The sequence below is a fragment of the Rhizobium sp. T1470 genome (assembly GCF_042140505.1).
In the GTDB taxonomy this organism is placed as follows: Bacteria; Pseudomonadota; Alphaproteobacteria; order Rhizobiales; family Rhizobiaceae; genus Rhizobium; species Rhizobium favelukesii.
Map to the genome: position 1 here is coordinate 61,334 of NZ_CP148091.1, position 24,779 is coordinate 86,112.

27 protein-coding genes and 1 riboswitch are annotated in these 24,779 nt (G+C 59.6%); of the genes, 16 read left to right on the forward strand and 11 right to left on the reverse strand.

Translation table 11 applies throughout. The features are described from left to right. Positions 1 to 3: 3 nt before the first annotated feature. On the forward strand, positions 4 to 1,830 hold the full coding sequence (locus WGT02_RS00310; protein WP_208249462.1) for an ABC-F family ATP-binding cassette domain-containing protein: 1,827 nt from the start codon (positions 4 to 6) through the stop codon (positions 1,828 to 1,830). 141 nt (positions 1,831 to 1,971) lie between these two features. Continuing rightward, positions 1,972 to 2,589, forward strand: coding sequence for a DUF5666 domain-containing protein (locus WGT02_RS00315; protein ID WP_208249461.1), 618 nt, complete (start codon positions 1,972 to 1,974; stop codon positions 2,587 to 2,589). A 4-nt stretch (positions 2,590 to 2,593) separates the two neighbouring features. On the opposite strand, the gene WGT02_RS00320 is transcribed toward WGT02_RS00315, so the two are convergent. After that, a complete protein-coding gene (locus tag WGT02_RS00320; protein WP_024313331.1) occupies positions 2,594 to 4,420 on the reverse strand; it encodes an ABC transporter ATP-binding protein/permease in 1,827 nt (608 codons plus the stop codon). Positions 4,421 to 4,570: 150 nt separating this feature from the next. Then, positions 4,571 to 4,648: riboswitch (SAM riboswitch) on the forward strand. Between the two features lie 35 nt (positions 4,649 to 4,683). On the opposite strand from WGT02_RS00320, the gene metA reads away from it, so the two are divergent. From metA to WGT02_RS00360, 8 genes are all read left to right on the forward strand, one after another. Beyond that, positions 4,684 to 5,607, forward strand: coding sequence for a homoserine O-succinyltransferase (gene metA, locus WGT02_RS00325; protein WP_024313330.1), 924 nt, complete (start codon positions 4,684 to 4,686; stop codon positions 5,605 to 5,607). A 136-nt stretch (positions 5,608 to 5,743) separates the two neighbouring features. Further along, positions 5,744 to 6,766, forward strand: coding sequence for an aldose epimerase family protein (locus WGT02_RS00330; protein WP_024313329.1), 1,023 nt, complete (start codon positions 5,744 to 5,746; stop codon positions 6,764 to 6,766). Between the two features lie 114 nt (positions 6,767 to 6,880). After that, positions 6,881 to 7,654 (forward strand): GntR family transcriptional regulator, encoded by a 774-nt coding sequence (locus WGT02_RS00335; RefSeq protein ID WP_024313328.1) that lies wholly within the window; start codon positions 6,881 to 6,883, stop codon positions 7,652 to 7,654. After that, entirely contained in the window at positions 7,651 to 8,682 is a 1,032-nt protein-coding gene (locus WGT02_RS00340) for an SIS domain-containing protein (protein WP_024313327.1), read from the forward strand. Before WGT02_RS00335 ends, WGT02_RS00340 begins: the two co-directional genes overlap by 4 nt. Beyond that, entirely contained in the window at positions 8,682 to 9,833 is a 1,152-nt protein-coding gene (gene nagA / locus WGT02_RS00345) for an N-acetylglucosamine-6-phosphate deacetylase (protein ID WP_208249460.1), read from the forward strand. Before WGT02_RS00340 ends, nagA begins: the two co-directional genes overlap by 1 nt. 14 nt (positions 9,834 to 9,847) lie before the next feature. After that, positions 9,848 to 10,576, forward strand: coding sequence for an SIS domain-containing protein (locus WGT02_RS00350; protein WP_024313325.1), 729 nt, complete (start codon positions 9,848 to 9,850; stop codon positions 10,574 to 10,576). Positions 10,577 to 10,713: 137 nt separating this feature from the next. After that, positions 10,714 to 10,860 carry a hypothetical protein gene (locus WGT02_RS00355; protein ID WP_167546214.1) on the forward strand — a complete coding sequence of 49 codons (147 nt, stop codon included), beginning with the start codon at positions 10,714 to 10,716 and terminating at the stop codon, positions 10,858 to 10,860. Between the two features lie 89 nt (positions 10,861 to 10,949). Next, positions 10,950 to 11,102, forward strand: coding sequence for a hypothetical protein (locus WGT02_RS00360; RefSeq protein ID WP_167546215.1), 153 nt, complete (start codon positions 10,950 to 10,952; stop codon positions 11,100 to 11,102). Here the strand turns inward: WGT02_RS00360 and WGT02_RS00365 are convergent. Both WGT02_RS00365 and WGT02_RS00370 read right to left on the reverse strand, forming a co-directional pair. Next, positions 11,099 to 11,824 carry a beta-ketoacyl-ACP reductase gene (locus tag WGT02_RS00365; RefSeq protein ID WP_024313324.1) on the reverse strand — a complete coding sequence of 242 codons (726 nt, stop codon included), beginning with the start codon at positions 11,822 to 11,824 and terminating at the stop codon, positions 11,099 to 11,101. The genes WGT02_RS00360 and WGT02_RS00365 overlap by 4 nt on opposite strands. A 68-nt stretch (positions 11,825 to 11,892) precedes the next feature. Further along, entirely contained in the window at positions 11,893 to 13,074 is a 1,182-nt protein-coding gene (locus tag WGT02_RS00370) for an acetyl-CoA C-acetyltransferase (protein WP_024313323.1), read from the reverse strand. Between the two features lie 235 nt (positions 13,075 to 13,309). On the opposite strand from WGT02_RS00370, the gene phaR reads away from it, so the two are divergent. Beyond that, entirely contained in the window at positions 13,310 to 13,882 is a 573-nt protein-coding gene (phaR, locus tag WGT02_RS00375; protein ID WP_007528399.1) for a polyhydroxyalkanoate synthesis repressor PhaR, read from the forward strand. A 3-nt stretch (positions 13,883 to 13,885) separates the two neighbouring features. Here the strand turns inward: phaR and WGT02_RS00380 are convergent, their stop codons facing one another. The 5 genes from WGT02_RS00380 to mtgA all read right to left on the reverse strand — a co-directional run bounded on the left by WGT02_RS00380 (position 13,886) and on the right by mtgA (position 17,007). Beyond that, entirely contained in the window at positions 13,886 to 14,293 is a 408-nt protein-coding gene (locus tag WGT02_RS00380; RefSeq protein WP_024313322.1) for a hypothetical protein, read from the reverse strand. Between the two features lie 147 nt (positions 14,294 to 14,440). Then, on the reverse strand, positions 14,441 to 14,626 hold the full coding sequence (gene rpmF, locus WGT02_RS00385) for a 50S ribosomal protein L32 (protein ID WP_003543812.1): 186 nt from the start codon (positions 14,624 to 14,626) through the stop codon (positions 14,441 to 14,443). Between the two features lie 156 nt (positions 14,627 to 14,782). Beyond that, positions 14,783 to 15,430 carry a glutathione S-transferase family protein gene (locus tag WGT02_RS00390; protein WP_024313321.1) on the reverse strand — a complete coding sequence of 216 codons (648 nt, stop codon included), beginning with the start codon at positions 15,428 to 15,430 and terminating at the stop codon, positions 14,783 to 14,785. A 13-nt stretch (positions 15,431 to 15,443) separates the two neighbouring features. Beyond that, a complete protein-coding gene (locus WGT02_RS00395; protein ID WP_024313320.1) occupies positions 15,444 to 16,163 on the reverse strand; it encodes a DUF1868 domain-containing protein in 720 nt (239 codons plus the stop codon). 97 nt (positions 16,164 to 16,260) lie between these two features. Continuing rightward, the gene (gene mtgA / locus WGT02_RS00400) at positions 16,261 to 17,007 is read right to left on the reverse strand and encodes a monofunctional biosynthetic peptidoglycan transglycosylase (RefSeq protein WP_024313319.1); all 747 of its coding nucleotides are present in this window, start codon (positions 17,005 to 17,007) and stop codon (positions 16,261 to 16,263) included. A gap of 134 nt (positions 17,008 to 17,141) precedes the next feature. Here mtgA and WGT02_RS00405 point away from each other — a divergent pair, with 134 nt between their 5' ends. Together WGT02_RS00405 and WGT02_RS00410 are read left to right on the forward strand one after the other, a co-directional pair. Continuing rightward, complete coding sequence (locus tag WGT02_RS00405) at positions 17,142 to 18,056, forward strand: polyprenyl synthetase family protein (RefSeq protein WP_024313318.1); 915 nt, start codon at positions 17,142 to 17,144, stop codon at positions 18,054 to 18,056. A 117-nt stretch (positions 18,057 to 18,173) separates the two neighbouring features. Continuing rightward, positions 18,174 to 18,812 carry a LysE family translocator gene (locus tag WGT02_RS00410; protein ID WP_024313317.1) on the forward strand — a complete coding sequence of 213 codons (639 nt, stop codon included), beginning with the start codon at positions 18,174 to 18,176 and terminating at the stop codon, positions 18,810 to 18,812. A 17-nt stretch (positions 18,813 to 18,829) separates the two neighbouring features. On the opposite strand, the gene ispG is transcribed toward WGT02_RS00410, so the two are convergent. From ispG to WGT02_RS00425, 3 genes are all read right to left on the reverse strand, one after another. Further along, positions 18,830 to 20,080 (reverse strand): flavodoxin-dependent (E)-4-hydroxy-3-methylbut-2-enyl-diphosphate synthase, encoded by a 1,251-nt coding sequence (ispG, locus tag WGT02_RS00415; protein ID WP_024313316.1) that lies wholly within the window; start codon positions 20,078 to 20,080, stop codon positions 18,830 to 18,832. Between the two features lie 97 nt (positions 20,081 to 20,177). Then, positions 20,178 to 21,371 carry an MFS transporter gene (locus WGT02_RS00420; RefSeq protein WP_024313315.1) on the reverse strand — a complete coding sequence of 398 codons (1,194 nt, stop codon included), beginning with the start codon at positions 21,369 to 21,371 and terminating at the stop codon, positions 20,178 to 20,180. A gap of 58 nt (positions 21,372 to 21,429) precedes the next feature. Beyond that, entirely contained in the window at positions 21,430 to 22,206 is a 777-nt protein-coding gene (locus WGT02_RS00425) for a DeoR/GlpR family DNA-binding transcription regulator (RefSeq protein ID WP_208249459.1), read from the reverse strand. 246 nt (positions 22,207 to 22,452) lie between these two features. Here WGT02_RS00425 and WGT02_RS00430 point away from each other — a divergent pair, with 246 nt between their 5' ends. The 3 genes from WGT02_RS00430 (at position 22,453) to WGT02_RS00440 (ending at position 24,768) form a co-directional block, all read left to right on the forward strand. Further along, entirely contained in the window at positions 22,453 to 23,226 is a 774-nt protein-coding gene (locus WGT02_RS00430; RefSeq protein ID WP_208249457.1) for an amino acid ABC transporter substrate-binding protein, read from the forward strand. A 103-nt stretch (positions 23,227 to 23,329) separates the two neighbouring features. Then, positions 23,330 to 24,010 carry an amino acid ABC transporter permease gene (locus WGT02_RS00435; protein ID WP_024313312.1) on the forward strand — a complete coding sequence of 227 codons (681 nt, stop codon included), beginning with the start codon at positions 23,330 to 23,332 and terminating at the stop codon, positions 24,008 to 24,010. Beyond that, on the forward strand, positions 24,007 to 24,768 hold the full coding sequence (locus tag WGT02_RS00440) for an amino acid ABC transporter ATP-binding protein (RefSeq protein WP_024313311.1): 762 nt from the start codon (positions 24,007 to 24,009) through the stop codon (positions 24,766 to 24,768). Before WGT02_RS00435 ends, WGT02_RS00440 begins: the two co-directional genes overlap by 4 nt. Positions 24,769 to 24,779: the final 11 nt, after the last annotated feature.

Consider the following 24,779-nt stretch of genomic DNA (forward strand, 5'->3'; position numbering starts at 1 on the left):
TCTTTGGCGCCCCCCATTCTGAAACTCGATGACGTCTTTCTCAGCTTCGGCGGCACCCCATTGCTTGCCGGCGCCGCCCTGCAGGTGGAGCCTGGAGACAAGATCTGTCTCGTCGGCCGCAACGGCTCTGGAAAGTCGACGCTTCTCAAAATCGCCGCCGGCATCGTCGAAGCGCAGTCGGGCGAGGTCTTCCGCCACCCGTCGTCAACGGTGCGCTACCTCGAACAGGCCCCTGATTTCGCAGGCTACAAGACCGTCCAGGCCTATGCCGAAGCGGGGCTTGGTCCTGGCGACGACCACTATCGTGTTACCTATCTCCTCTCGCACCTCGGGCTCACCGGCGACGAGGATCCCAACAACCTCTCAGGAGGCGAGGCGCGCCGCGCCGCCCTGGCACGTGTCCTGGCGCCCGAGCCCGATATCCTGCTCCTCGACGAGCCGACCAACCATCTCGACCTGCCGACCATCGAATGGCTGGAAAGCGAACTGCAGAAGAGCCGCAGTGCGCTCGTCCTGATCTCCCACGACCGGCGCTTCCTCGAGAAGGTTTCGACGGCGACCGTCTGGCTGGACCGCGGCACCTCGCGGCGGCTCGACAAGGGCTTCGCCCATTTCGAAGCCTGGCGTGACCAGGTGCTGGAAGCGGAAGAACTTGAACAGCACAAGCTCGGCAAGGCAATCGAGCGCGAAGAGCACTGGCTGCGTTACGGTGTCACCGCACGGCGAAAGCGCAACATGCGCCGCCTCGGCGAACTGCAGACCATGCGCACGCAATATCGCGGCCACAAAGGCCCGCAAGGGACCGTGCAGGCCACGGTTTCCGACGCGCAGGAATCCGGCAAACTCGTTATCGAGGCCGACAAGATCACGAAGACCTTCGGGGATAGGCCCATTGTCGCACCCTTCTCCATCCGCGTGCATCGCGGGGATTGCATCGGTCTCGTCGGCCCGAACGGCGCCGGCAAGACGACGCTCCTGAAGATGCTGACCGGACAACTCGCGCCGGACAGCGGCACGATAAAACTCGGGACCAATCTGGAAATCGCGACCCTGGATCAGAAGCGCGAAGACCTCGATCCCGACGAAACGCTCGCCCACTACCTGACAGATGGCCGCGGCGAGAATCTGATTGTCAACGGTGAACAGAGGCACGTGACCGGCTACATGAAGGAGTTCCTGTTCCAGCCTGAACAGACGCGTACGCCGATCAGGAATCTATCCGGTGGCGAGCGCGCGCGACTGATGCTGGCGCGGATCATGTCGCGTCCGGCAAACCTATTTATCCTCGACGAGCCGACCAACGATCTAGATATCGAGACGCTGGATCTGCTGCAGGAAATCGTTGCAGGCTTCCCCGGCACCGTCATCCTCGTCAGCCACGACCGCGACTTTCTCGACCGCACGGTAACGTCGACGATCGCTCCGGCGGTCCCGGATGCGCCTGATGGACGTTGGATCGAATATGCGGGCGGCTATTCGGACATGCTCGCGCAACGAAAGGGCATCGCCGACGAGCGAAGGAAGGCCGAGAAGGCGGCGCAACGATCGAAACCGCAGGAAGCAACTGCCCCGGCCGAGACGGCGAAAGGAAGGGCTAAGCTGTCCTTCAAGCAGAAGTTCGCGCTCGAAAATCTCCCGAAGGAAATGGCCAAGGCCGAAGCCGAGATCGCAAAACGGGAGGAGCGGATGACGGACTCCGGCCTGTTCACCAAGGACCCCACCACATTCAACCGTCTGGCAGCGGAGATGGAGAAGCTCCGGGACAGCCTGACGAACATGGAAGAGGAATGGCTGGAACTCGAGATGCTGCGGGAGGAATTGGAGGGCTAAGATCCTTTCGCGCCCGCTCAATCCGACCCGTCTTTGCCGCGCGAACTGGCTTTCACGTTTCATTGATTCGTCAGCGTTCGACCGGCAGGACTAAGCTGCGCCCCGTATCCGCAGCTTGCACGACGGCAAGGAAAGCAGACTATGCCACACAATCTCAAAGCATCTACCGCGCTCGTCTGGGCCGCGGGTTTCCTCGTTATTACGTCGCACGGCGCGCTTGCCCAGGAAGCGCAACGCGTGCGTGGCGCGATTGAAAGCCTGAGCGGCGACACGTTGGTGGTCAAAACACGAGAAGGCACCGAGCAAACGGTGACATTGAAGCCAGACTGGAAGGTGCGCGGCATCAAGAAGGCCGCCGTGGAAGATATCAAGCCGGGCGATTTCGTTGGGGTTGCATCACTGCCAAAAGCTGATGGCGGCGATGGCGCTCTCGAAGTGCTGATCTTTCCAGGAGCGATGAAGGGCACCGGAGAAGGCAGTCGCCCTTGGGACTTGAGGCCAAACAGCACGATGACCAACGCGACGGTCGCGAAAGCCGTCAAGGCAGTCGATGGCCACACCATCACGCTGACATATCAGGGCAAGGAAAAGACGATATCGATCGCCGACGATACACCGATCGTCACCTTCACCCCTGCCGGAAAGGCAGACCTTGTCGCAGGAGCGCGCGTGATCGTGATGGGAGAAAGAGCTGCAGACGGCACGGTGTGCGCAGCAAACGTCACAGTCGGTAAAAACGGCGTCGTGCCGCCGATGTAAGCCGTCAGAGCGCGGGTGCGGGTGCGTTTGGCGCTTTTGCCACGACCTTCACTTCCGGCTTCGCATGCAGAGCTTCCAGATGCAGCACGCGGGGCTTGAAAGTGTCGACGAAGGCGTCCGAGCGACCGATGTAGATCATCGTGGTGTCAGGCATCGAAGCCAGGACGTCCATCATCGATGATTGCCATTCCGGCTCCATGCCTTCCAGCACTTCGTCGAACACGATCCATTTCGGTCGTACGAGAAGCAGGCGAGCAAAACCGATCGCGCGCTGCTCGTCGGAATCGAGCAGCTTGTCCCACCGGGCCCGGGTATCGAGCCGGGAAACCAGATGGTGGAGGCCTGCCTTCTCCAGTGCTGCCACAACGTCGGCATTCTGATAGGTGTCCGCAGACTCGGGAAACGCCAGCGCTTCGCGGAGCGAACCCCCGGGGATGTAGGCCGATTGCGCGACGAAAAGCATGTCGTCCGTGGGCGGCAAGCCGATCTTACCGCCCCCGCATGGCCAAAGCTCGGAGAGTGCAAGGAAGAGCAGTTTGCGGTTCACGTTGTGATCGCCGTTGATCATGACCTTTTCGCCGGCCTTGATCGTCACGGCGCCTTCGTGGACGCGGAACCCGCCGCACTGGTCGATCTCTTCGCCAATCTTAGAAGCGATCCGTACATGGTCCAGCGTCAGTGTTCCAGGCGGGTTGCGCTCGTAGCTAATCGTGCCCCTGAGATTGATCTCGTCGCTCATGGTGGTGAGCGCTTGACGAAAATCGGTGACACGCATCAGTGTGGCGCGCCATTCGGCAATGGGACCGAAGTTCGCCACATACCAGCGAAGGGCCGTGTTGACCTGGTTGAAAGCACCGACCGATACCATCAGCTCGCCAAACGTCAGGCCGCCGGAGAAGTATGCCGGTGCGGCTACAATGATCGGGATGACCACGACAAGCCAGCCGTAGCCGGCTGACACCCAGGTGAGGTTGACGTTGGCCATCGCCACCCGCTTGATGACGGCGAGCACCGCGCTGATGTCGGTATTGATACGCTGCTGCTCATTCTCCTCGCCGCGCGCCACCGTGATCGCCGGCATGTTCTCGTTGGCATGCATCAGCGCAAAGCGAAGTTCCGCCTCCTTCGAGAAACGATCCGCATTGAGCTTCACAAGCTTGCGGCCTACCAGCTGGCTGAGAATCGATGCGGACGCCGCATAGAAGATTGCGGCCCAAACCATATAGCCCGGAATGGAGAAGGCATAGGTGCCGAAACGGAAGATAAAGCCGCTGGACAATTCCCATAGCACGCCGATGAAACTGATCAGCAAGATCGTCGCCTGCACCAGCCCGATCATCAGGGTCGTCGTGCTTTCCGCGAGGTTGCGGGCATCTTCGTGTAGGCGCTGATCGGGATTGACGCCGATGAGGCCGCTGGCCGAAAGCCGCAGCGCACGCTTGCGCTGGAGCCATTGGTTGACGAGATCGCGCGTCAGACCTTCGCGCATGTAGAGCGCGGTCATCTGGTTCAGCCAGGCCTGCACGACGTTGAGCAAGAGCAGCATGCCCGCGATCAGCGCGAAGACCTTCAGCTGATGAAAGAACCCATGCAAATCGCGCCGAGCGATGCTGTCGTAAAAGGGCGCGTTCCACTGGTTGAGGATGACGGTCGCATAGGCGGTGGCGAGAATGATGGCGATCAGCGCCGTTGCGATCAGCAAGACCCTTCCGCGCACGGGTGAATGCCAGAAAGCCGAGAACATGACCTTCAAGCGATAGCCCAGGCTCAGATCGTATCCTACTCTGTCTTGCCCTTGAATGCTTGGCCTGCCTTCGAGGTCATCTGCCATTACGCGTCCCTAGCCGTCATTCTACTTCAATAAACATCGTGATTCGTTGTGTCCACCAACAGATTCTAGCAGTCATTAACGTGGGAGTGACTTCGCATCGACCCCTCCGTTCGTTTGGGCAATTGATTCGCAGGTCGACTAACGCTATTTAGAACGCTCCGTGGTGATTTGGCCGGCCGGCTTGCAGCCACGTTAAAGAAGTCGCTAAAGGGCCGCGTGCGGACCGATAGCGATGTATTCGTTGTTTTGATCGAGTGACCGCAATGCCCATCAAGATCCCCGATACCTTGCCTGCATTTGAAACCCTGGTTCAGGAAGGCGTGCGCGTGATGACCGAGACGGTGGCTATCCGTCAGGACATCCGACCGCTGCAGATCGGGCTTCTCAACCTCATGCCGAACAAGATCAAGACGGAATTGCAGATGGCCCGCCTGGTCGGCGCGTCTCCACTGCAGGTGGAGCTTTCGCTCATCCGCGTGGGTAACCACAAAGCAAAGAACACCTCGGAAGACCATCTTCTCGCCTTCTACCAGACGTGGGAGGAAGTGAAGCACCGCAAGTTCGATGGCTTCATCACTACCGGCGCGCCGATCGAGACGCTGCCCTACGAGGACGTGAACTATTGGCGCGAAATGCAGCAGATTTTCGACTGGACGGAAACCAACGTCCATTCGTCGATGAACGTCTGCTGGGGCGCGATGGCCGCGATCTATCATTTCCACGGTGTTGCGAAGTATGAGCTCAAGGAGAAGGCCTTCGGCGTCTACCGGCACCGGAACCTGAAGCCGTCATCCGTTTACCTGAACGGTTTCTCGGACAATTTCGAAGTGCCGGTGTCGCGCTGGACCGAAGTCCGCCGCGGCGACATCGAAAAGTCGGAAAGCCTTGAGATCCTGATGGAATCCAACGAAATGGGCGTCTGCCTCGTGCATGAGCGGAAGGGCAAGCGGCTCTATATGTTCAATCATGTGGAATATGATTCAACGTCGCTTTCCGACGAATATTTCCGCGACGTGAATGCCGGCGTTCCGATCAAGATGCCGCACAACTACTTCCCGCACAACGATCCGTCGCTGACGCCGCAAAACCGCTGGCGCAGCCACGCGCACCTGTTGTTCGGCAACTGGATCAACGAGATCTACCAGACCACGCCGTACGATCTCAACGATATCGGCAAGAGCGACTGACACGAGCAACGCCAGGCCACTGGGCGGAGCGTGTCCCCGGCCTGGCAGCGTTTCTTTTTTGCGGCACACCGTTGCGGTTTGCGGCAAATGGGGGCAGGTTCGCTGCCTCACTCGAAGATAGATCTGGACGGTCGTTATGGCGGAATTGTTGAAACGGGAAGTTTTTGGGCAAACCAAGTCGGGAGAAACTGTCTATCGGATCGAGATCAAAGGTGGCGGGCTGACAGCCAAGATCATCACCTGGGGTGCCGTCATTCAGGATCTCCGCCTCGACGACCACGATGCCCCGCTTCTGCTCGGCTTCGACGATTTCGACAGCTACCCCGCTCACTCCTCCTACTTTGGCGCAACGCCCGGGCGCTGCGCAAACCGCATCGGCGGCGGCAGGTTCACGCTGGATGGCAAGAACTATCAGCTCGATCTCAACGAGAAGGGCGTGACCCATCTTCATGGCGGCAGCGACAACATCGCCAAGCAGAACTGGACAATCGTCGAGCATGATGTCGACCGCGTTGTGCTGAAGATCGTCGATCCGGACGGCCGCGCCGGCTATCCGGGCAACTGCACCATCCAGGCAACCTACTGGGTGCATGGCAACGGCGAATTCTCCGTCGTCTACGAATCGACCAGTGATCAGCCGACGATCGCCAACGTTTGCCAGCATGCCTATTTCAACCTCGACGGCCGCGACGATGCGCTCGGCCACGACATCATGATCGCAGCCGACGGCTACCTCGTCACCGATGAACTGCAGGTCCCGACGGGTGAGATCCGACCCGTCGCCGGAACTGTCTTCGACTTCCGCGAGATGTCGCCGATGAAGCGGTTCGACGGCAGCGAGCAGGCGCTCTACGATCACAATTTCTGCCTTTCCGACGACCGGACCGCCAAGCGGTCCGTCGCGCTTGCCCGCAGCCTGAACTCGGGCGTTTCGCTGGAAGTACGCACCACGGAGCCCGGCGTCCAGTTCTATGCCGCCTTCAAGCTCAACGTGCCTGTGCCCGGCCTCGGCGGACGCAAGTATGGTCCGTTCGCCGGCTTCTGCCTGGAAACGCAGATCTGGCCTGATGCAATCAATCACGAGGGATTTCCGGACGCCGTTCTGCGCCCGGGCGAAGTCCTGCGTCAGGAAACGGACTACGTTTTCACGAAGAGTTGACGCTCTGATCTTGTGCTCGAATGAACAAACCCTCGCAGGCCGCCTGCGAGGGTTTTTCTTTTTGGAGTTATTTCCCGCTTGCGATTGGTTCTAAATAGGTTCTATTACTGGAACATGGATAGAACCAGTTTGATAGCCGAGCTGAACAGCCGTGGTCTGCGCGACGAGGCGTTGACGGGACCGCTTTACAAGCGGCTGGCGCAGGCCTTGACTGGCCTGGTTCAGGAAGGATTGCTGAAGCCTGGAACGGCACTCCCCGGCGAGCGCGATATGGCCGAAGCGCTGAAGGTCGGACGCGTGACTGTTCGAACCGCCTATCGTGACCTGATGAACGCTGGCACGCTCGAGTCTCGGCACGGGAGCGGCACCTTCGTTTCCAGCAAGGTCGAACGCATGGAACAATCGCTGTGGCGGCTCTCTTCGTTCTCCGCCGACATGCGCTTGCGCGGTCGCGCCCCTGCCGCAAGGATCTTGTCTCGGACGGTCAATACGCCATCTCCTGAGGAGGCGTTCCTGCTTGGCCTCGGCCTTGATGAACCCGTCCTTCGCCTCGATCGTCTGCGTCTTGCCGACGGGCTGCCGCTTGCGATCGAACGCGCTGTCGTGCCGATAAAATTCCTTGGAGAAAATGGTGGTGGAGAGGGATCTCTTTACGAAGCACTCGCGGCAAACGGCCACCGGCCCGTTCGGGCGCTGCAGAGATTGACGGCGGTCACGCTCGATCCATCATCGGCCGCCGCGCTGCACGTGAATGCCGGCGCGCCCGCGCTACTGATTGAACGCGTCTCGCGCCTGGAAGACCAGCGTGTCGTCGAATACACCCGCTCCCACTATCGTGGCGATGCATATGATTTTGTTGCGGAATTGAGAATTGGAGATGACCTATGAGTGAAAGCCAGTCGCTAATGTTGCAGGAAGCCGGCCAATCGCCGGAGGTCGTCGCAACCTTGCTTCAGAAAGAAAAGTCCGCCTTCGATGAAATCGCGAAGCTGTTTGCATCGGGCGCTCCGACCGTGGTGACGACGGCAGCGCGCGGGTCGTCGGACCATGCCGCGACCTTCTTCAAATACCTGTTCGAGATCACCTGTGGCGTGCCGGTCGCATCGCTTGGCCCATCGATCGCGTCGGTCTATGGTGCGTCTCTGCATCTGAAGGGGGGCATCCACTTCACGGTGTCGCAATCCGGCGCAAGCCCCGACATCATTGCCCTGCAGGATGCGGCAAAGCATGGCGGCGCAACGACGATCGCCGTCGTCAACGTCACCGACAGCCCGCTCGCCAAGCAGGCCGACATCGTTCTCGGCCTCAATGCTGGCCCGGAGAAGAGCGTGGCAGCGACCAAGTCCTTCATCGCCTCGGTCGCCGCGCTTTCCGGTGTCACGGCTGCCATCAGCGGCAAGCGCGATCTGCATGCCTCCTTGGAAAAGCTGCCGGAAGCCCTCCAGGCGACCAGTGGGATCGATACGAAGGCAGCAGAGGACGTTCTTTTCGACGCCAGCTCACTTTATACGGCCGGTCGCGGCCCCGCTTTCGCCATTGCGCTCGAGGCAGCATTGAAAGCCAAGGAGACGGCCAGCTTGCACGCGGAAGCCTTCTCGCTTGCCGAACTGATGCATGGGCCGATGCGTCTTGTTCAGCCGGGCTTCCCGATCGTCGCCTTCACGCCTGATGATCCGGCATTCAGCAACAACGTCCAAGCACTTGAGCGGCTGCGGAAGCTCGGCGCAACCACCGTGCCGTTCTCGGGCCAGCCGGTCTCCGGCATCAATTTGCAGGTGCCGACGACGGGCAGCGGTCTGCTCGACCCGCTCGTTTCGCTGCTCGTCTACTATCGGCTGATCGAGTCAGTCACGCGTCGCAAGGGCTTCGACCCGGACAAGCCGGCCAATCTGCTCAAGGTCACGGAGACGATGTGATGGTTCGCAAGATCTTCTCCGGCGCCCGGATCTTCGACGGCCAACGCTTCTACGACGATAAGGCACTCATTGTGTCGGACGGGCGCGTTGAGGCCATTGCGACGGCAAGCGAACTGCCCGACGGCGAGCACACGCGGTTCGAAGGCGGCGTTCTTTCGGCAGGCTTCATCGATGCGCAGGTAAATGGGGGTGGCGGGCGAATGCTCAACGACGAGCCCTCTGCAGCCTCCATGTACATGATTGCCGACGGTCATCGGCCCTATGGCACGACTGCGCTGCTGCCGACGCTGATCACCGATACGGCGGACGCGACGGAGGCGGCGATCGAGGCGGCCAAGGAAGCCGTCAAGACGAATCGCGGCGTGTCGGGTCTCCATCTTGAAGGCCCACATCTGGCGCCGGCCCGCAAGGGGGCACATCTTGCCGAACTCATGCGCCCCGTTGAAGGCAAGGACGTGACAGCCTTCATTGCGGCCAAGGAAGCAATCGGTACCTTGCTGGTAACGATGGCGGCCGAGCAAGTAACCTCAAAACAGGTACGCGAACTCAGCGAAGCCGGCGTCACCATCAGCATTGGCCATTCCGATTGTTCCAGCGAGGTGGCGGAGGCTCGCTTCGACGCCGGCGCGCGAGGTGTCACCCATCTTTTCAACGCCATGAGCCAACTCGGCCACCGGGCACCCGGCCTCGTCGGTGCCGCCATCGATCATCCTTCGGTCTGGTGCGGCATCATTGCCGATGGCCATCATGTTGATCCGAAGGCGCTTCGAACCGCTCTTCGCGCCAAACGGGGTGAAGGCAGGCTCTTTTTCGTCACCGACGCGATGTCGCTGGTTGGATCGGAGCAAGACTCCTTCACGTTGAATGGCCGCACCGTCCGACGCGAGAGAGGTGGCTTCTGCTCGAAGCTGGTTCTGTCCGACGGCACGCTTGCCGGCTCCGACGTGGATATGGCGTCGACTATCCGCTATGGCGTTACCTATCTGGAACTGCCGCTCGCAGAGGCCCTTCGCATGGCGACGCTCTACCCGGCGCGCTTCCTGCGGCTTGAAGACCACGGCCACCTTTCGCCGGGTGCCCGAGCCGATCTGGTGCATCTGACCGATGCTCTCGAGGTCACTCGGACCTTCATCAGCGGCGAAGCGGCTTAGAAATCGAGGACGTGATGACAGCGATCACCGATGCTTACTTCTCCAATCTGATTGGCCGACTCGAGACTTTGAAGACGGAGCTCGCTGAGCCCATGGCTTTGGCGGCCAATGCGATCCTAGAAGCCGCACGCAATGACAAGCGGGTCTATGTGTTCGGCACCGGACACTCACATATGCTGGCAGAAGAGGTGCACTATCGGGCAGGTGGCCTCGCTTTCACCGTTCCGATTCTCGTTGGCTCCGCGATGCTGCACGAGGGCGCGGTGATCAGCTCCGTCTATGAGCGGACAGAAGGATTGGTGCGGCCGGTGCTGGAACGCTACGGCATGCAGCCGGGCGATGTCATCATCATCGCATCGAACTCCGGCGTGAACGCAGCGCCGATCGAAGCCGCCGATTATGGCCGCGAGATCGGCGCCAAGGTGATCGCGATCACGTCTGTCTCCTATTCGAGTGCGGTCGCGAACGGCCGACGCCGCCTTGCGGACATCGCCGATGTCGTGTTGGACAACGGTCTTCCTCCCGGCGATGCAGTGATTGCGCTCCCAGGCACGGAGCTAAAAGTCGGCCCGGTTTCGACCGCAATCGGCGCGACGGTGCTCAACGCCATCTTCGCTGACGTCGCTTTGGAGCTGTCGAAAGGCGGCGACGCACCGATTTATCTCAGTGCCAATATGCCTGGCGCTGCCGCGGTGAATCAGCGACTGGTGACGAAATATCGACCGCGCAATCCTCATCTCTAAGAGCGACCGATTGTCAACGCCACGCTGACAGTCGGTCGCCAAAGTTCAATCTACCGGGCTGTGAGGGCGAGGCGCATATTTCTTTCAAGAACAGCGGCGGAGGCTAAGCCCCGCCAGACTTTGAAAGGAACGGTCGCATGACTGAGATCATCTTGAATTCAGCGGTTGCCATCCTCATTGCGGCCGCCTTCGTAACCACAGCCACCGCCGCTCTTCGCGGCGAAGGCCGTGCAATGCAGAAGGTGCCGGTCAGGGCTAAAACAAAGCGCCACCCAAAGGGCTGAAAGACAGCCAAATAATTCCTCAAATCGGCCCCAATATCGACACCAGGTTGAACGACCAATGCGTCGTGGGGAATTTGGAGTGCAGGGCAATGACGAGAATTATCGGTGCGGCCGCAATGTTGACAATCGCCATGGCGGCCTATGCGGCATACTTGAATCCATACGATACGCGTAGCCAGCAAGGCCGCTATTCGCAGCAGATCGAGAGCCACGATAACGGCCTTACGGCGTCCATCCGCTAAACGAACAACTGACCGCCATTGGCGCTTAGCGTCGATCCGGTGATGAAACCTGCGTCGTCGGAAACCAGGAAGACGACACAGCGCGCCACCTCTTCCGGTTCGCCGAGACGGCCAACCGGAATCTGCGGAATGATCCGCTCGTTCAGCACTTTCTCCGGCACTGCAAGAACCATTTCCGTACCGATATAGCCTGGGCAGATCGCGTTCACGGTGATGTTCTTGGCAGCACCTTCCTGCGCAAGCGCCTTGGTGAAGCCGAGGTCTCCGGCCTTCGCAGCCGAATAGTTCGCCTGTCCCATCTGACCCTTTTGGCCGTTGATCGAGGAAATGTTGACGATCCGCCCGTAGCTTCGGTCGCGCATGCCGCCCCAGACCTGGTGTGTCATGTTGAAGAGACCGGTGAGGTTGGTGTTGACGACCTCGTGCCACTGCTGCGGTGTCATCTTGTGGAACATTGCGTCCCGGGTGATGCCGGCGTTATTGACAAGGACATCGATCACACCCAGTTCGGCCTCGACCTTCGCGATGCCTTCGCCGCATGACGCATAGTCGGAAACATCCCATTTGAAGACCGGAATGCCTGTGGCGCCGTGAAAGGCGCTCGCCTTTTCGTCGTTGCCAGCGTAGTTGGCGGCAACCGTATAGCCGGCATTCTTCAGCGCGAGAGAAATCGCGGCGCCAATGCCGCGGGTACCACCTGTGACAACAGCCACCCTGCTCATGTTCCGCTCCCTTATTTGAGGGCCCCGCTATGCTGCGGGGCTCAGGTTCTAGTTGGACTGCCTGCTATTCAAAGAGCTTCGAAACACATTGCGACGCCCATCCCGCCACCGATGCAGAGCGTCGCCAATCCCTTCTTCGCGCCACGGCGCTTCATCTCGAAAAGGAGCGTATTGAGCACCCGCGCGCCGGAAGCGCCGATTGGATGGCCGATCGCGATCGCACCACCGTTGACGTTGACAATCGAAGGATCCCAGCCGAGGTCCTTGTTGACCGCACAGGCCTGCGCGGCGAAGGCTTCGTTCGCTTCGACGAGATCGAGATCGCCGACAGACCAGCCCGCCTTCTCCAGCGCCTTGCGCGACGCCGGGATCGGGCCGGTTCCCATGAGCTGCGGATCAACGCCTGCTGTCGCCCAGGAGACAACGCGGACGAGCGGCTGGATGCCCCGACGGGAGGCTTCGGCCTCGGTCATCAGCACGGCTGCGGCGGCGCCATCGTTCAGGCCGGAGGCATTCGCTGCGGTAACCGTGCCGTCCTTGTCGAAAGCCGGGCGCAGTTTGGCCATCGAGTCCAACGTCGCGCCGTAGCGGATGTACTCGTCGGCATCAACCGTCACGTCGCCCTTTCGTGTCTGGATGACGAAGGGGATGATTTCATCGCTGAATCGGCCGGCCTTTTGCGCGGCTTCCGCCTTATTCTGCGACGCGACGGCAAATCGGTCCTGCTCCTCGCGGGAGAGCTGCCACTGGCGCGCGATGTTCTCGGCGGTGATGCCCATGTGATAGCCATAGAAGGCATCTGTCAGGCCGTCCTTGATCATGGTGTCGACCATCTTCATGTCGCCCATTTTCACGCCGCCTCGCAAATGCGCCGCATGCGGCGCCATCGACATCGACTCTTGGCCGCCCGCGACGATGATCTTTGCATCACCGAGCGCGATCTGCTGCATGCCGAGCGCGACGGCGCGAAGACCCGAGCCACAGAGCTGGTTGACGCCCCATGCGGTCGCTTCCTTGGGAACGCCGGCCTTCATGGCCGCCTGGCGGGCGGGGTTCTGGCCTTCGCCGGCCGGAAGAACCTGACCGAGAATGACTTCATCGACTTCGCCGGCCTCGACACCTGCACGCTCCAGCGCGCCCTTGACCGCAGCCGCACCCAGTTCATGGGCCGGAACGGTGGCGAAGGCGCCATTGAATGAGCCAACGGCAGTGCGACCTGCACTAGCGATGACGATGGATGAACTCGACATGACGATCTCCTCGTTAACTCCACCAGATACATCGAAACTGACAAAGCTTCATCGCCAAGTCAAACGACAAGACTCTACCATTGCATTTTAGGGATTGCTTACGCTGAGGCAAATTATCTCTGACTTAAAAGGGGTTGCCGCATCGCACAAAGAGATTGTCACTGGGCTTCGTTTGCGTCTACATTCCTCGGTGGAGGAATTTCCATAACAATCAGACGGGCTTCGGGAGACTGATATGGCGAAGAATGACGGGCAGATCGTAATCAAGAAATACGCCAATCGCCGCCTCTATAACACAGGCACCAGCACTTACGTGACGTTGGAAGACCTGGCGGAGATGGTGAAGAAGGGTGAGGATTTTACAGTCCAGGATGCAAAGAGCGGCGACGACATTACCCACTCGGTACTGACGCAAATCATTTTCGAACAGGAATCCAAGACGGGCAACACGCTCCTGCCGATCTCGTTCCTCCGCCAGCTGATTACCTACTACGGCGACCAGATGCAGATGGTCGTTCCGAGCTTCCTGGAACATTCCATGCGCGCCTTTACCGAACAGCAGGCGCAGATGCGCGAGCAGGTCACGCGCGCTTTCGGCGAAACGCCTATCGGCAAGAACCTGCAACTACCGATGCAGATGGTCGAAGACCAGGTCCGTCGCAATACCGAGATGTTCCAGCAAGCGATGCAGATGTTCTCGCCGTTCATGACACCGCCGGCTAAGGAGAGCCGCAAGGCGGAGGCAAAAGACATCGACGAGCTGAAAGAACAGCTGCGCGCGCTTCAGAACAAACTCGACAATCTATGAGCTTCAGAGCCCGATCGAAACATCGCGCCCGGCGGTGCGAATAGATACGGCAAAGCCGCCAATCACATCGATCAACGCAATCGTCATCAGGATGAAGAAAACCTGGGTGGCTGCATCTTGGACGAGAAGAAACTCGACCAGGAAGGCTATGAAGACGAGCATTGACAGCATGTGATTGGCCAGGCTGCCGCCAGCATTGCGCGTCGCCCTCAGTATTTCGAAGAATAGCACCGCAAGTGCGATGACGATGAAAAGATCGCCAAGCGACATGCTCCACATGGCTCCCGAAATCATCGACAAAACGATGACGTCGTTTTGCAACGAGGGAAGCCCGCCGCCGCCCATCAAGCCCAGCATCGACATATTGTAAAGAATGAATGGAATAATCATCAGCGGCACAGCATTGAACATCTGGCATATCTCCCCTCAGCGAGAGAATAGTGCCGTAAACAGCCGCATCACTTCAAGGCATCAAAAGAATGTATTTTTCGCGGGAAAAAGCAAAAGGCCGGCACAGGGCCGACCTCGCAAATCCTACTCAGGCAGAACGCAAATGTATTATGCGCTTTCCTTCGGCGTCAGAACCTGACGGCCGCGATACATACCGGTCTTCAGATCGATATGGTGGGGGCGGCGCAGTTCGCCGGAGTTCTTGTCTTCAACGTAGGTCGGAGCCTTCAGTGCGTCTGCAGAGCGGCGCATACCGCGCTTGGACGGGCTCGTTTTTCTCTTCGGTACAGCCATTTTTCTTACTCCACTTCACGGGCAAACACATCCAACGGCCAGACTGGCGGCCGAAACGACGGATCGCGATTTCGGAAATTTTTCGCGCTTATACATGCCTTGGGGGAGCTTGACCAGTCCCCAAGCTTATTTTTTGAGATTCACGCGATTCAGAGGTCAGACCTCGTCTTCCTCGACGATCCAGGCCTCGGCCCGCGCCGCCTCTTCCCACTTCTTCCAGGCCGGATGCCCCTTGACGGCGGCGATATAGCTCAGAGTATCGCTGGCAGAGACCAGGTCGTAGACGTCGAAGCGGTTGACAACAGGCGCGAACATCGCATCGGCGCCGGAAAAATCGCCAAAAAGGAACGGTCCGCCGGAGTGAGCGCGCAGGTCACGCCAGATCGTCTCGATGCGGGCGACGTCGGCCATGACGCCGTCAGCGAGCGCGATCTTGCCCTTCCTCCGCCGGATATTCATCGGACAAGCGTTGCGCAAGGCCCTGAAACCCGAAAGCATCTCCATGGAAACAGCGCGCGCCACCGCTCTCTTGTCGCGCTCCTTTGGCCAGATCCCGGCTTCCGGGAAAAGCTCGGCAACATACTCGATGATCGCCAGCGACTGCCAGACACGAACGTCGCTGTGCTGGAGCACCGGCACCTGACCCGTTGGCGAGAACTCCTTGAAGTGCAGATTGCCGGCCGCGAAATCGAAAGGGACAAGCACTTCCTCGAAAGGAACACCCGCGGCCGTCATGGCGATCCATGGCCGAAACGACCACGACGAATAGTTCTTGTTGCCGATATAGAGCGTCAGCTTGTCCAATAGGGTCTTCCTTTTAGGCTGCGGGCGCGAGCACAAGCCGCTCCTCGAAATGGTTCATATCGTCGAAAGTGCAGAAGGCCGGCGGCTTCAATCTTATCACGGGAGCGTTTTCGCGCAGCGCCGCGAGCGTGCTGTCGATCATCGCCTGCCATTCCGGGAGCGCTGCTTCCGGCAGTCGAATGATTGGATAGCAGAATGTGATGTGGAACGCATAGGCATCATGGTCCGGGTGCCGGTAGCGAAAGACATGCGCAAGAGCGTCCCGCCATTCCTTCATGGTTTGCCGATCTGCGACCGTAGCACCGTTGACTGTAAGCCCCACCGGCGTCACTTCGGTAACTTCAACATCGAAGGGGCCGAGCGGGTCGAAGGATTGCAATCGATCCAGATACATTTCGCTCATGTGCTCGATCGCAGTATCAAGCGCTACATCCTGCGGCCAGTAGGGCAACCTGCGGCGATACTCGATAATGCCCTGAAAAAGCGTCATGTGCAGACTGGAGATCGGAGTGAAGGCGAACCGAGATGCTTCCGGCGTCTCTAGAAAGCGCCGGCGCGCTTCAATGATCATCTGCTGCGCTGGCGATCCCTCGATCAGATGGCACACGACGGTATTGCCCGGCTCGCGCAGAAACGTGCCGGTTGCGTCGTAGCGCGTCCCGAAATGACTTGGCGGAGTAGGGTTATGGGTGGCGGAATAAGTCAGAAGTGCGGGCGAAAAGGCAGAAATCATTGCTGGTAGTCTAGTCGTTAGTGGCGGGATTTCCGTCCATACTTTTAAAGCACGAATGCCAGATGACACTCATGAACACCAACGACTTATTGCGATCTCAATCATAAATGCATCTGATGTAATCGCCCGACCCTCGCGCGCGCCGCTCGATGAGGCTGGCGAGCCGTCGCAATCCCCGCCCGGGCTTGCCGGCATTGCGATCAAAGGGGTTGGGAAGCGCCACGGCGAGAAGGGCAGCCTGCCGGCTGGTCAACTTCGATGCCGGCACTTTGAAATGGTGGCGCGCGGCAGCCTCGATGCCATAGATCCCGGGCCCCCATTCGGCAATGTTGAGGTAGATTTCCATCAGCCGTCGCTTTGACCAGATAACGTCTGCCGTCACAGCCAATGGCAGCTCCAGCGCCTTGCGAACGAAGGAACGGCTATTCCACAAAAACAGGTTCTTTGCCGTCTGCATCGGGATCGTGCTGCCGCCACGGGTGGAGTGACCGCTTAGCGTATCCTCCAAGAGCATGCGCATCTCACCCCAATCGACGCCACCATGGAAGCAGTACTGTCCGTCTTCGGACATCATTACCGACTGAACAAGAACCGGTGAGATATTATCGATTGAGACCCATTGCCGGTCGTAACCGCGCAGCAGCACCAGATCGCGAAGCATGAGCGTGGAAACCGGGTGGATGAAGGGCAGCAGGTAAAGGACGATCAAGACGTACGGAAGGATGACGAGCGCCGCCAGCGCGACAACGATGCGCATGATCACAGGGCGACCTTTAAGCCAAAGAAACACGTGCCTGTGAAACGGCACGGTAATGCGATCCTCTGTCTCCGGCGTTATGTCCAATTCCCCGACCCAGTCTCTTGCCCTTCTCCTCCATACCGTTTGCGAACTGGCATTGCCAGAGACAAAGGAAATCTTCGCCGCACCATCGACAATTCCGTTGCAAGCAGAAGGCGGCTCATGCCAAACAGCGCGCCATGGACGCAAGCTCTGAAACATTCGAAGCCAGACTGGCCGCCACCGCGCGCGAGGTCGAGGCTGTGCTCGACATCCTGCTGTCACCGGCTGCGCTGAACGACGAAATCGCTCGGCCGGAGAGCCTGTGTTCGGCGATGCACTATGCCGTCCTGAACGGCGGCAAGCGACTGCGGCCTTTCCTTGTTGCGGAAACGGCATCATTGCTCGGCGGCAACAGGAGCACGGCGCTGAGGGTGGGAGCGGCACTCGAATGCGTGCACTGTTATTCGCTCGTTCACGATGATTTGCCGGCGATGGACGATGACGACCTGCGCCGAGGCAAGCCGACGGTGCACATCGCATACGACGAAGCGACTGCCATTCTCGCTGGGGACAGCCTGCTGACCTATGCCTTTGACATCATCGCAGCGCCTGAAACGAGCTTGCCGGACACAGCCAAAGTGGCGTTGACGCTGGCCCTTGCGCGCGCCGCCGGAATTGGAGGCATGGCAGGCGGCCAGGCTCTCGACCTTGCTGCCGAAAAGCAGGTCCCGGACGAACAGGGCATCGTTACGCTGCAAGCCATGAAGACAGGCGCACTTATCCGCTTCGCCTGCGAGGCAGGCGCCATCATCGCCGGTGCGTCGGCAGAGGATCGCGCGCGATTGCGCCAGTTCGGCGAGAGGATCGGCCTCGCCTTCCAGCTCGCCGACGACATTCTTGATCTCACCTCCGATGCCGCCACAATGGGCAAGGCGACAGGCAAGGATGCCGGTCGCGGAAAAGGCACGCTGGTGGCACTGCATGGTATCGCATGGGCGGAAACCAAGCTTGCCGAGCATGTGCGCGAAGCCGAAGCATTGCTGTCTACCTACGCCGAGCGCAGCATCATTCTCGCCGAAGCTGCTCGCTTCATTGCCGGACGCAAGAACTGAAAAAGCGTCACCGGGACAATATTTCCGCCACCACACGAGACACAGTCTCTTGTCGATCGCCGGGAACCGCGCCTAAGAAACGAGGCCAAGATCCACCGACCGAATAAGAGACGTAAGATGCACGAGATCCTGACCTACCTACCGCAGATCCTGCCTGCTTACGTCGCTTATTTGATCGCCGTCATCAGCCCCGGCCCGGCAATCATGGCAATCGTGTCGACGTCGATGACGCATGGCCGGAAGGCAGGCATGACCATCTCGCTCGGCATCTTTGCGGGCTCGTTCACCTGGGCTTGTGCTGCCGCTCTTGGCCTGGCAACCATCCTCCAGACCTACGCCATCGCGCTCGAGATCCTGAAGATTTTCGGCGGCATCTATCTGCTATATCTCGCCTACAAGGCCTTCAAGGCCGTACGCGCCAACGATGGCCTGCCGCAGGCTGTCGTGCAAAAGAGCCTTACGGCGCGCGCCCTGCTGCTGCGCGGCTACGGCATTCACGTTACCAATCCGAAGGCCATCTTTGCGTGGCTGGCGATCATAGCGCTCGGCATGCCGCAGGGCGCCCGAGCATCCGTCGTCGGCCTCATCATCGGCGTCTGCATGGCAACAGGTTTTACCATCTTCATGGGCTACGCAGTATTGTTCTCGACACCGCACGCACTGAAGATTTACCGCAGCCTGCGCCGCTGGATCGAAGGGGCTATGGCCGCCTTCTACTGTGTTGCGGGGCTGAAGCTTCTGGCCAGCCGAATCTGAGTGTTTTCGACCGCGCCTTATTCCGCGGCCGTCTTCTGCCCAAATCGCTTTTCGATGTAGTCGGCGACAAGCGCCTCGAAGTCGGAAGCGATGTTCGGTCCGCGTAGCGTCAATGCCTTGCTGCCATCGATGAACACAGGCGCAGCCGGCGTTTCACCGGTGCCAGGCAATGAAATGCCGATGTCAGCGTGCTTGCTTTCACCCGGCCCGTTGACGATGCAGCCCATGACCGCAACGTTTAGCGCTTCGACGCCCGGATATTTCTCGCGCCAGACCGGCATGTTCTTGCGGATGTCGTTCTGGATGTTCTGCGCCAATTCCTGGAAAACGGTCGAGGTCGTGCGCCCGCAGCCGGGACAAGCGGCAACGACAGGGATAAACTGGCGGAAGCCCATCACCTGCAGCAGCTCTTGGGCGACCTGTACTTCGCGCGTCCTGTCGCCATTCGGCTCCGGCGTCAACGACACGCGGATGGTATCGCCGATCCCCTGTTGCAGCACATAACCCATGGCAGCCGATGAGGCGACAATCCCCTTGCTGCCCATGCCGGCCTCGGTAAGACCGAGATGCAACGCATGATCAGAGCGTTCGGAGAGCATCGAATAGACGGCGATCAGATCCTGTACCTGGCTAACCTTGGCCGACAGGATGATGCGGTTGCGCGGCAGACCTATCTCTTCGGCAAGATTGGCCGAAATCAACGCGGACTGCACGATCGCTTCGCGAGTCACTTGGCGCGCCGATAGCGGTGAGCCAGCTTCCGCGTTCCGATCCATCAGCGTCGTGAGTAGCTCCTGATCGAGCGAACCCCAGTTGACGCCGATGCGCACCGGCTTGTCGTAGCGGATCGCCATCTCAATGATGTCGCCGAACTGCTTGTCCTTCTTGTCCTTGAAGCCGACATTGCCCGGGTTGATACGGTATTTCGCCAACGCCTCGGCACAGGCCGGATGATCGGCAAGAAGCTTGTGGCCAATGTAGTGAAAATCGCCGAGGAGCGGCACGTCCATGCCAAGCCGCAACAGCCGCTCGCGAATCTTGGGAACCGCAGCCGCACTTTCGTCGCGATCCACGGTGATCCGGACAAGCTCCGAACCCGCCTTGAAGAGAGCCGCCACCTGCGTGACGGTCGCGTCGACATCCGCCGTATCGGTATTCGTCATCGACTGGACGACAACGGGCGCGCCGCCGCCCACGATGACGCCGCCAACATCGACGGCGACGGATGCGCGGCGCGGTTTCGGATCAAAATCTGCAGAAGAAGACATATAGAGTTCTTGAACCCCTGAAATTCGTGTCTTTCAGGTGGATCATGCCCGCTTTGTTGTCAACCGCCCCGCACATCACTTTTGCTTGGAACCTGCTTCAGTGCCCGCCGCCCGATATGCCGTCAGCATAGCGCGCCAGATTGGAAAACAGCAATACGACCACCAAGAGCACCGGCAGTGCCATGAACACGACGGTGAAGCCAATATGCTCGGCCACGAAGCCGATTGCCGACGGCGCGACCAGCATGCCGGAATAACCCATGGTGGTGACGACAGAGAGCCCGATCCCGGCTTTCAGACCTGGAATGTTGCCGGCGGCGGAAAAGGCGATCGGCACCATATTGGAAATGCCGATGCCACACAGGGCAAAGCCGACGATCGCCGTTTCGGCATCGGGCGCAAAGGCTGCAAGCAACATGCCGGCGATGGCAAAAAGCGTGCAGATGCGCAACGTTTTCACTCCACCCAGGCGATCACGAACGAGATCCCCCGCAAATCGCATGATGGCCATCGTCAGCGAAAACGCCGCAAAGCCAAAGCCGGAAAGGGCAATCGAGGCATCCAGCTCCTGCCGAAGATACAGAGCGCCCCAATCGAGCACTGCGCCTTCCGGAACCATTGAAAACAACGCCATGAGGCCGAGTAGCCAAGGAAGCGGTACAAGCGGCAGCCGCGCCTTCTCTTTCCTCTCGTCAGGATGCGGCGGATCGGCAAGGATCATCGGCCAGGCGACGCCCAGGAAGATTGCCGCAAGCAATGTTGCCAACTCGGCATGCCCGAGCACGCCGAGCTTGGCGATCAGCAGGCCACCGAGGCCCGAACCGATCAAGCCGCCCAGGCTCCAGAAGGCATGGCAGGACGACATGATCGCGCGCCGCATCGATTTCTCGACGGCGACGGCATTGGCATTCATCGCAACATCCATTGCGCCGATGAAGCCACCGAACAGAAAGAGCGAAACCGCTCCCGTAGCAATATTGGGCGCCAGAGTGAGCGCCAGAAGGATCGGCAGCAGGCAAAAGGCGGCCGCTTGCACGACGAGCCGCGAGCCATGGCGTGCAATTTGCGCGCCGGCAATCGGCATCATTGTCAGTGAGCCCAGACCGAAGACCAGGATCATGAGTCCAAGCTGGAACTTGCTCAGCTGCAGGCGTTCAGCAAACTCCGGGATCTTTGGCGCCCAGCAGCCGACAAGGAAACCGTTCATCAGGAAGAGCAGCGAAACGGCCGCTCTATTCTTCGTTACAAAACCGGTTCTGACGGCCGACGCCATTTTCGTCTGAGTATCCATCTCTTCTTCCGATATCCCACGAGCATCCGGCTTAAGGCCGATTGCCGCTTTGAATGAATTACGCCGCCTCGCCAGCGACAATCGTTCTGCACCCACGGTCGCGATATTGCGCAAGCACGTCAGGCTCGACATCGCGCTCGACAACCAGGCATTCGCAATGGGCCACCGGCAGCACCGCATGAGGCGCCGCCGTCCCGAATTTTTCTGACGTGGCGGCAACCATAACCTTCCGGCTCCTTGACGTCGCAAAGCGCTTGAATTCGGCGTCCTCGAAACCGAATGTGGTCACTCCCGCAGCCAGGTCGATGCCGCAAGCTCCAAGAATACAGAGATCCGGCGACAGGGATTCCATATCGCGCATCGCCTTGGCGCCCAGCGCGCCGCCAACCTGTCGATCGATCATCCCGCCAATGAGGATGACACTGATCGCAGGTTTCTCGATCAGCGCCGCGGCGATTGCGGGTGCGTTTGTCGCCGCGGTCAGCGTCATGTCCGGAGGTAGCGCGGCCGCAATGGCAAGGTTAGTGCTTCCCGCATCGAAGAAAACCATTGAACCAGGCGTAATCTGTGACACTGCAGCCAGCGCCAGCGCGCGTTTCCGATCACTTGCAACACCCATGCGATGCTTCATGCTGCCACCAGCCGAAGAAACCGGCAACGCGCCCCCGTATACACGTTCGCAAAGGCCCGCAGCCGCCATCTCGCGAAGGTCACGGCGTACCGTATCCTCGGACACGCCGAACTCTACCGCCAGTGTGGCAGCCAGAACGCGCCCATCGGTTTGCAGCTTGCGGGAAATGGCGCTTTGCCGCTCTTGCATCAGAAGTTCGTTCATGTTCGTGCCGGTTCTGTCGATCTCGCCCTCAATTGTGTATAAATACGCATAAACAAGTATGATCGCGCACGCAAGACCCGTCACTGACACGTTTCCTCGCAGCCTGAAACAAGCCGCGCCAAACTCGCCATAAATGAGAAAAATATTCGCACGTGCCCATTTTCTTTGCAGTTTTCTACGCTTCCCCTCACATGCTTTTCTGCGATTTTCGCAACATCGAACACACCGGGTGAATTGGATACAAAAATGAACCTTCTGAAGACCATCGCCGCCGCAGCGCTCATTCAGGCCGCCGCGCTTCTTCCTGCCGTTGCCGGCGAAAACCTCGCCGCCATCAAATCATCAGGCGTCTTCAAGATCGGCACCGAGGGAACCTACGCTCCGTTCACCTATCATGACGACAGCAGCAAGCTCGTCGGCTTCGACGTGGAGATCGGCGAAGCGGTTGCTGCCAAGCTTGGCGTCAAGGCAGAATTCGTCGAAGGCAAATGGGACGGGCTGATCGCCGGTCTCGATGCGAAGCGCTACGACACCGTCATCAACCAGGTCGGTATTACCGAGGCGCGCAAGCAGAAATACGACTTCTCCGAGCCGTATATTGCGTCAAAGGCCGTCCTCATCGTCCGCGATGGCGACGACAGCATTAAGGGCTTTGCAGACCTCAAGGGCAAGAAGTCGGCTCAGTCGCTGACCAGCAACTTCGGCAAGCTCGCCGAGCAGTCCGGCGCCGAACTCGTCGGCACCGATGGCTTCGACCAATCGATCCAACTCGTAATAACCAAGCGCGCAGACGCGACGATCAACGACAGCCTTTCCTTCCTCGACTTCAAAAAGCACAAGCCGGAAGCTCCGGTGAAGATCGTCGCCCGGCAGGAAAATGCCGACTATTCCGGTATCATCATCCGCAAGAGCGAGCCGGAACTGCTGGAAGCAATCAACAAGGCGCTTGCCGACATCAAGGCTGACGGCACCTACAAAAAGATCTCCGACAAATACTTCGGCCAGGACGTTTCGAAGTAAGTCATACCGCCGGCGGCTTGCTGCCGCCGCCACATCCTTTATATGTGCCTGAAAAGCGTTCAGCGAAATCTCGCTGGACGCATCTTTCTTTGGGGATTGCACCGTGCCGAACTGGCTTCAATTGATGGCGGATTCGCTCGGACCGCTCCTCTGGGCCGGCCTGATCTTCACGATCCCGCTGACACTCCTTTCCTTTGCGTTCGGCCTGATCCTCGGGCTGATCACCGCAATCGGGCGGCTCTTCGGACCAGCGCCGGTTGCCGCGATCGCCCGCTTCTATGTCTGGGCTATCAGAGGCACGCCGCTTCTGGTGCAGCTTTTCGTGATCTTCTATGGACTGCCGAGCATCGGCATCCTGCTCGATGCCTTTCCGGCAGCACTGATCGGCTTCACCCTCAACATCGGCGCCTACAGCTCCGAGATCATCCGCGCCGTCATCTCCTCCGTACCGAAGGGGCAGTGGGAAGCGGCCTACTCGATCGGCATGAGCTGGCGTCAGGCAATGAGCCGCACGATCCTGCCGCAGGCCGGGCGCGTTGCGGTGCCGCCACTTTCCAACACGTTCATTTCGCTGGTGAAGGATACCTCGCTTGCAGCCGCCATTACGGTCCCGGAGCTGTTCCAGGCTGCGCAGCGCATCGTCGCGACCACTTACGAGCCGCTGATCCTCTACATCGAGGCTGCATTGATATACCTTGCATTGAGCTCCGTCCTATCAGCGCTGCAGGTCCGCCTCGAGCGTCGCTTTGCGCGCTACGGCGGTATGCTGGAGGCAAACGCATGATCGAGCTTTCCCACATCGAAAAGCGCTTCGGCGACGCCGTCATCTTGAAAGATATCAGCATCCGCATTCCGGAAGGTAGCGTTACGGCCCTCGTCGGCCCGTCAGGTGGTGGCAAGAGCACGCTGCTGCGCTGCATCAACCTGCTCGAAATCCCGACAGCAGGCATGATCCGCCTCGGCGAGGAGAAGCTGAGCTTTGCGCCGGGCCAGAAGACCGGCTGGCAGGCGATCCAGAAGATCCGCCGGCAGACCGGCATGGTATTCCAGAACTTCCAGCTCTTTCCGCATCAGACAACCATCGAGAATGTGATGGAAGGGCTCGTCACGGTTCTGAGGTGGCCGAAGGAGAAGGCACGGGAGCGGGCAATGGAATTGCTGACGAAGGTCGGAATGGCGCACAAGGCCGATGCCTGGCCCTCGACGCTCTCGGGTGGTCAGCAACAGCGTGTTGCAATCGCCCGCGCGCTTGCCCCGTCTCCGCGCGTTCTTCTCTGCGATGAACCGACATCGGCGCTCGACCCCGAACTCTCCGCCGAAGTCGTCGACGTTCTCGGTCGTCTCGCCCGCGAAGGCACAACCATGGTGATGGCGACGCATGACCTGCGCCTCGCCTCCAAGATCGCCAACGACGTGGTCTTCCTCGAGGCCGGCAGCGTGGTGGAGACGGGAAGCGCAAGGAACATCTTCACGGCGCCGGAGCGCGAGCGCACCAAGCGCTTCATCTCGACGATCAACGCCGCCCATACCTACGACATATAGGCATGCGCGGC

Excerpts from the sequence above, each read along its gene's own strand:
- WGT02_RS00315 (WP_208249461.1), top strand. The coding sequence starts at position 1,972 with ATGCCACACAATCTCAAAGCATCTACCGCGCTCGTCTGGGCCGCGGGT.
- WGT02_RS00320 (WP_024313331.1), bottom strand. The coding sequence starts at position 4,420 with ATGGCAGATGACCTCGAAGGCAGGCCAAGCATTCAAGGGCAAGACAGA.
- metA (WP_024313330.1), top strand. The coding sequence starts at position 4,684 with ATGCCCATCAAGATCCCCGATACCTTGCCTGCATTTGAAACCCTGGTT.
- WGT02_RS00330 (WP_024313329.1), top strand. The coding sequence starts at position 5,744 with ATGGCGGAATTGTTGAAACGGGAAGTTTTTGGGCAAACCAAGTCGGGA.
- WGT02_RS00335 (WP_024313328.1), top strand. The coding sequence starts at position 6,881 with ATGGATAGAACCAGTTTGATAGCCGAGCTGAACAGCCGTGGTCTGCGC.
- WGT02_RS00340 (WP_024313327.1), top strand. The coding sequence starts at position 7,651 with ATGAGTGAAAGCCAGTCGCTAATGTTGCAGGAAGCCGGCCAATCGCCG.
- nagA (WP_208249460.1), top strand. The coding sequence starts at position 8,682 with ATGGTTCGCAAGATCTTCTCCGGCGCCCGGATCTTCGACGGCCAACGC.
- WGT02_RS00350 (WP_024313325.1), top strand. The coding sequence starts at position 9,848 with ATGACAGCGATCACCGATGCTTACTTCTCCAATCTGATTGGCCGACTC.
- WGT02_RS00355 (WP_167546214.1), top strand. The coding sequence starts at position 10,714 with ATGACTGAGATCATCTTGAATTCAGCGGTTGCCATCCTCATTGCGGCC.
- WGT02_RS00360 (WP_167546215.1), top strand. The coding sequence starts at position 10,950 with ATGACGAGAATTATCGGTGCGGCCGCAATGTTGACAATCGCCATGGCG.
- WGT02_RS00365 (WP_024313324.1), bottom strand. The coding sequence starts at position 11,824 with ATGAGCAGGGTGGCTGTTGTCACAGGTGGTACCCGCGGCATTGGCGCC.
- WGT02_RS00370 (WP_024313323.1), bottom strand. The coding sequence starts at position 13,074 with ATGTCGAGTTCATCCATCGTCATCGCTAGTGCAGGTCGCACTGCCGTT.
- phaR (WP_007528399.1), top strand. The coding sequence starts at position 13,310 with ATGGCGAAGAATGACGGGCAGATCGTAATCAAGAAATACGCCAATCGC.
- WGT02_RS00380 (WP_024313322.1), bottom strand. The coding sequence starts at position 14,293 with ATGTTCAATGCTGTGCCGCTGATGATTATTCCATTCATTCTTTACAAT.
- rpmF (WP_003543812.1), bottom strand. The coding sequence starts at position 14,626 with ATGGCTGTACCGAAGAGAAAAACGAGCCCGTCCAAGCGCGGTATGCGC.
- WGT02_RS00395 (WP_024313320.1), bottom strand. The coding sequence starts at position 16,163 with ATGATTTCTGCCTTTTCGCCCGCACTTCTGACTTATTCCGCCACCCAT.
- WGT02_RS00405 (WP_024313318.1), top strand. The coding sequence starts at position 17,142 with ATGGACGCAAGCTCTGAAACATTCGAAGCCAGACTGGCCGCCACCGCG.
- WGT02_RS00410 (WP_024313317.1), top strand. The coding sequence starts at position 18,174 with ATGCACGAGATCCTGACCTACCTACCGCAGATCCTGCCTGCTTACGTC.
- ispG (WP_024313316.1), bottom strand. The coding sequence starts at position 20,080 with ATGTCTTCTTCTGCAGATTTTGATCCGAAACCGCGCCGCGCATCCGTC.
- WGT02_RS00420 (WP_024313315.1), bottom strand. The coding sequence starts at position 21,371 with ATGGATACTCAGACGAAAATGGCGTCGGCCGTCAGAACCGGTTTTGTA.
- WGT02_RS00425 (WP_208249459.1), bottom strand. The coding sequence starts at position 22,206 with ATGAACGAACTTCTGATGCAAGAGCGGCAAAGCGCCATTTCCCGCAAG.
- WGT02_RS00430 (WP_208249457.1), top strand. The coding sequence starts at position 22,453 with ATGAACCTTCTGAAGACCATCGCCGCCGCAGCGCTCATTCAGGCCGCC.
- WGT02_RS00440 (WP_024313311.1), top strand. The coding sequence starts at position 24,007 with ATGATCGAGCTTTCCCACATCGAAAAGCGCTTCGGCGACGCCGTCATC.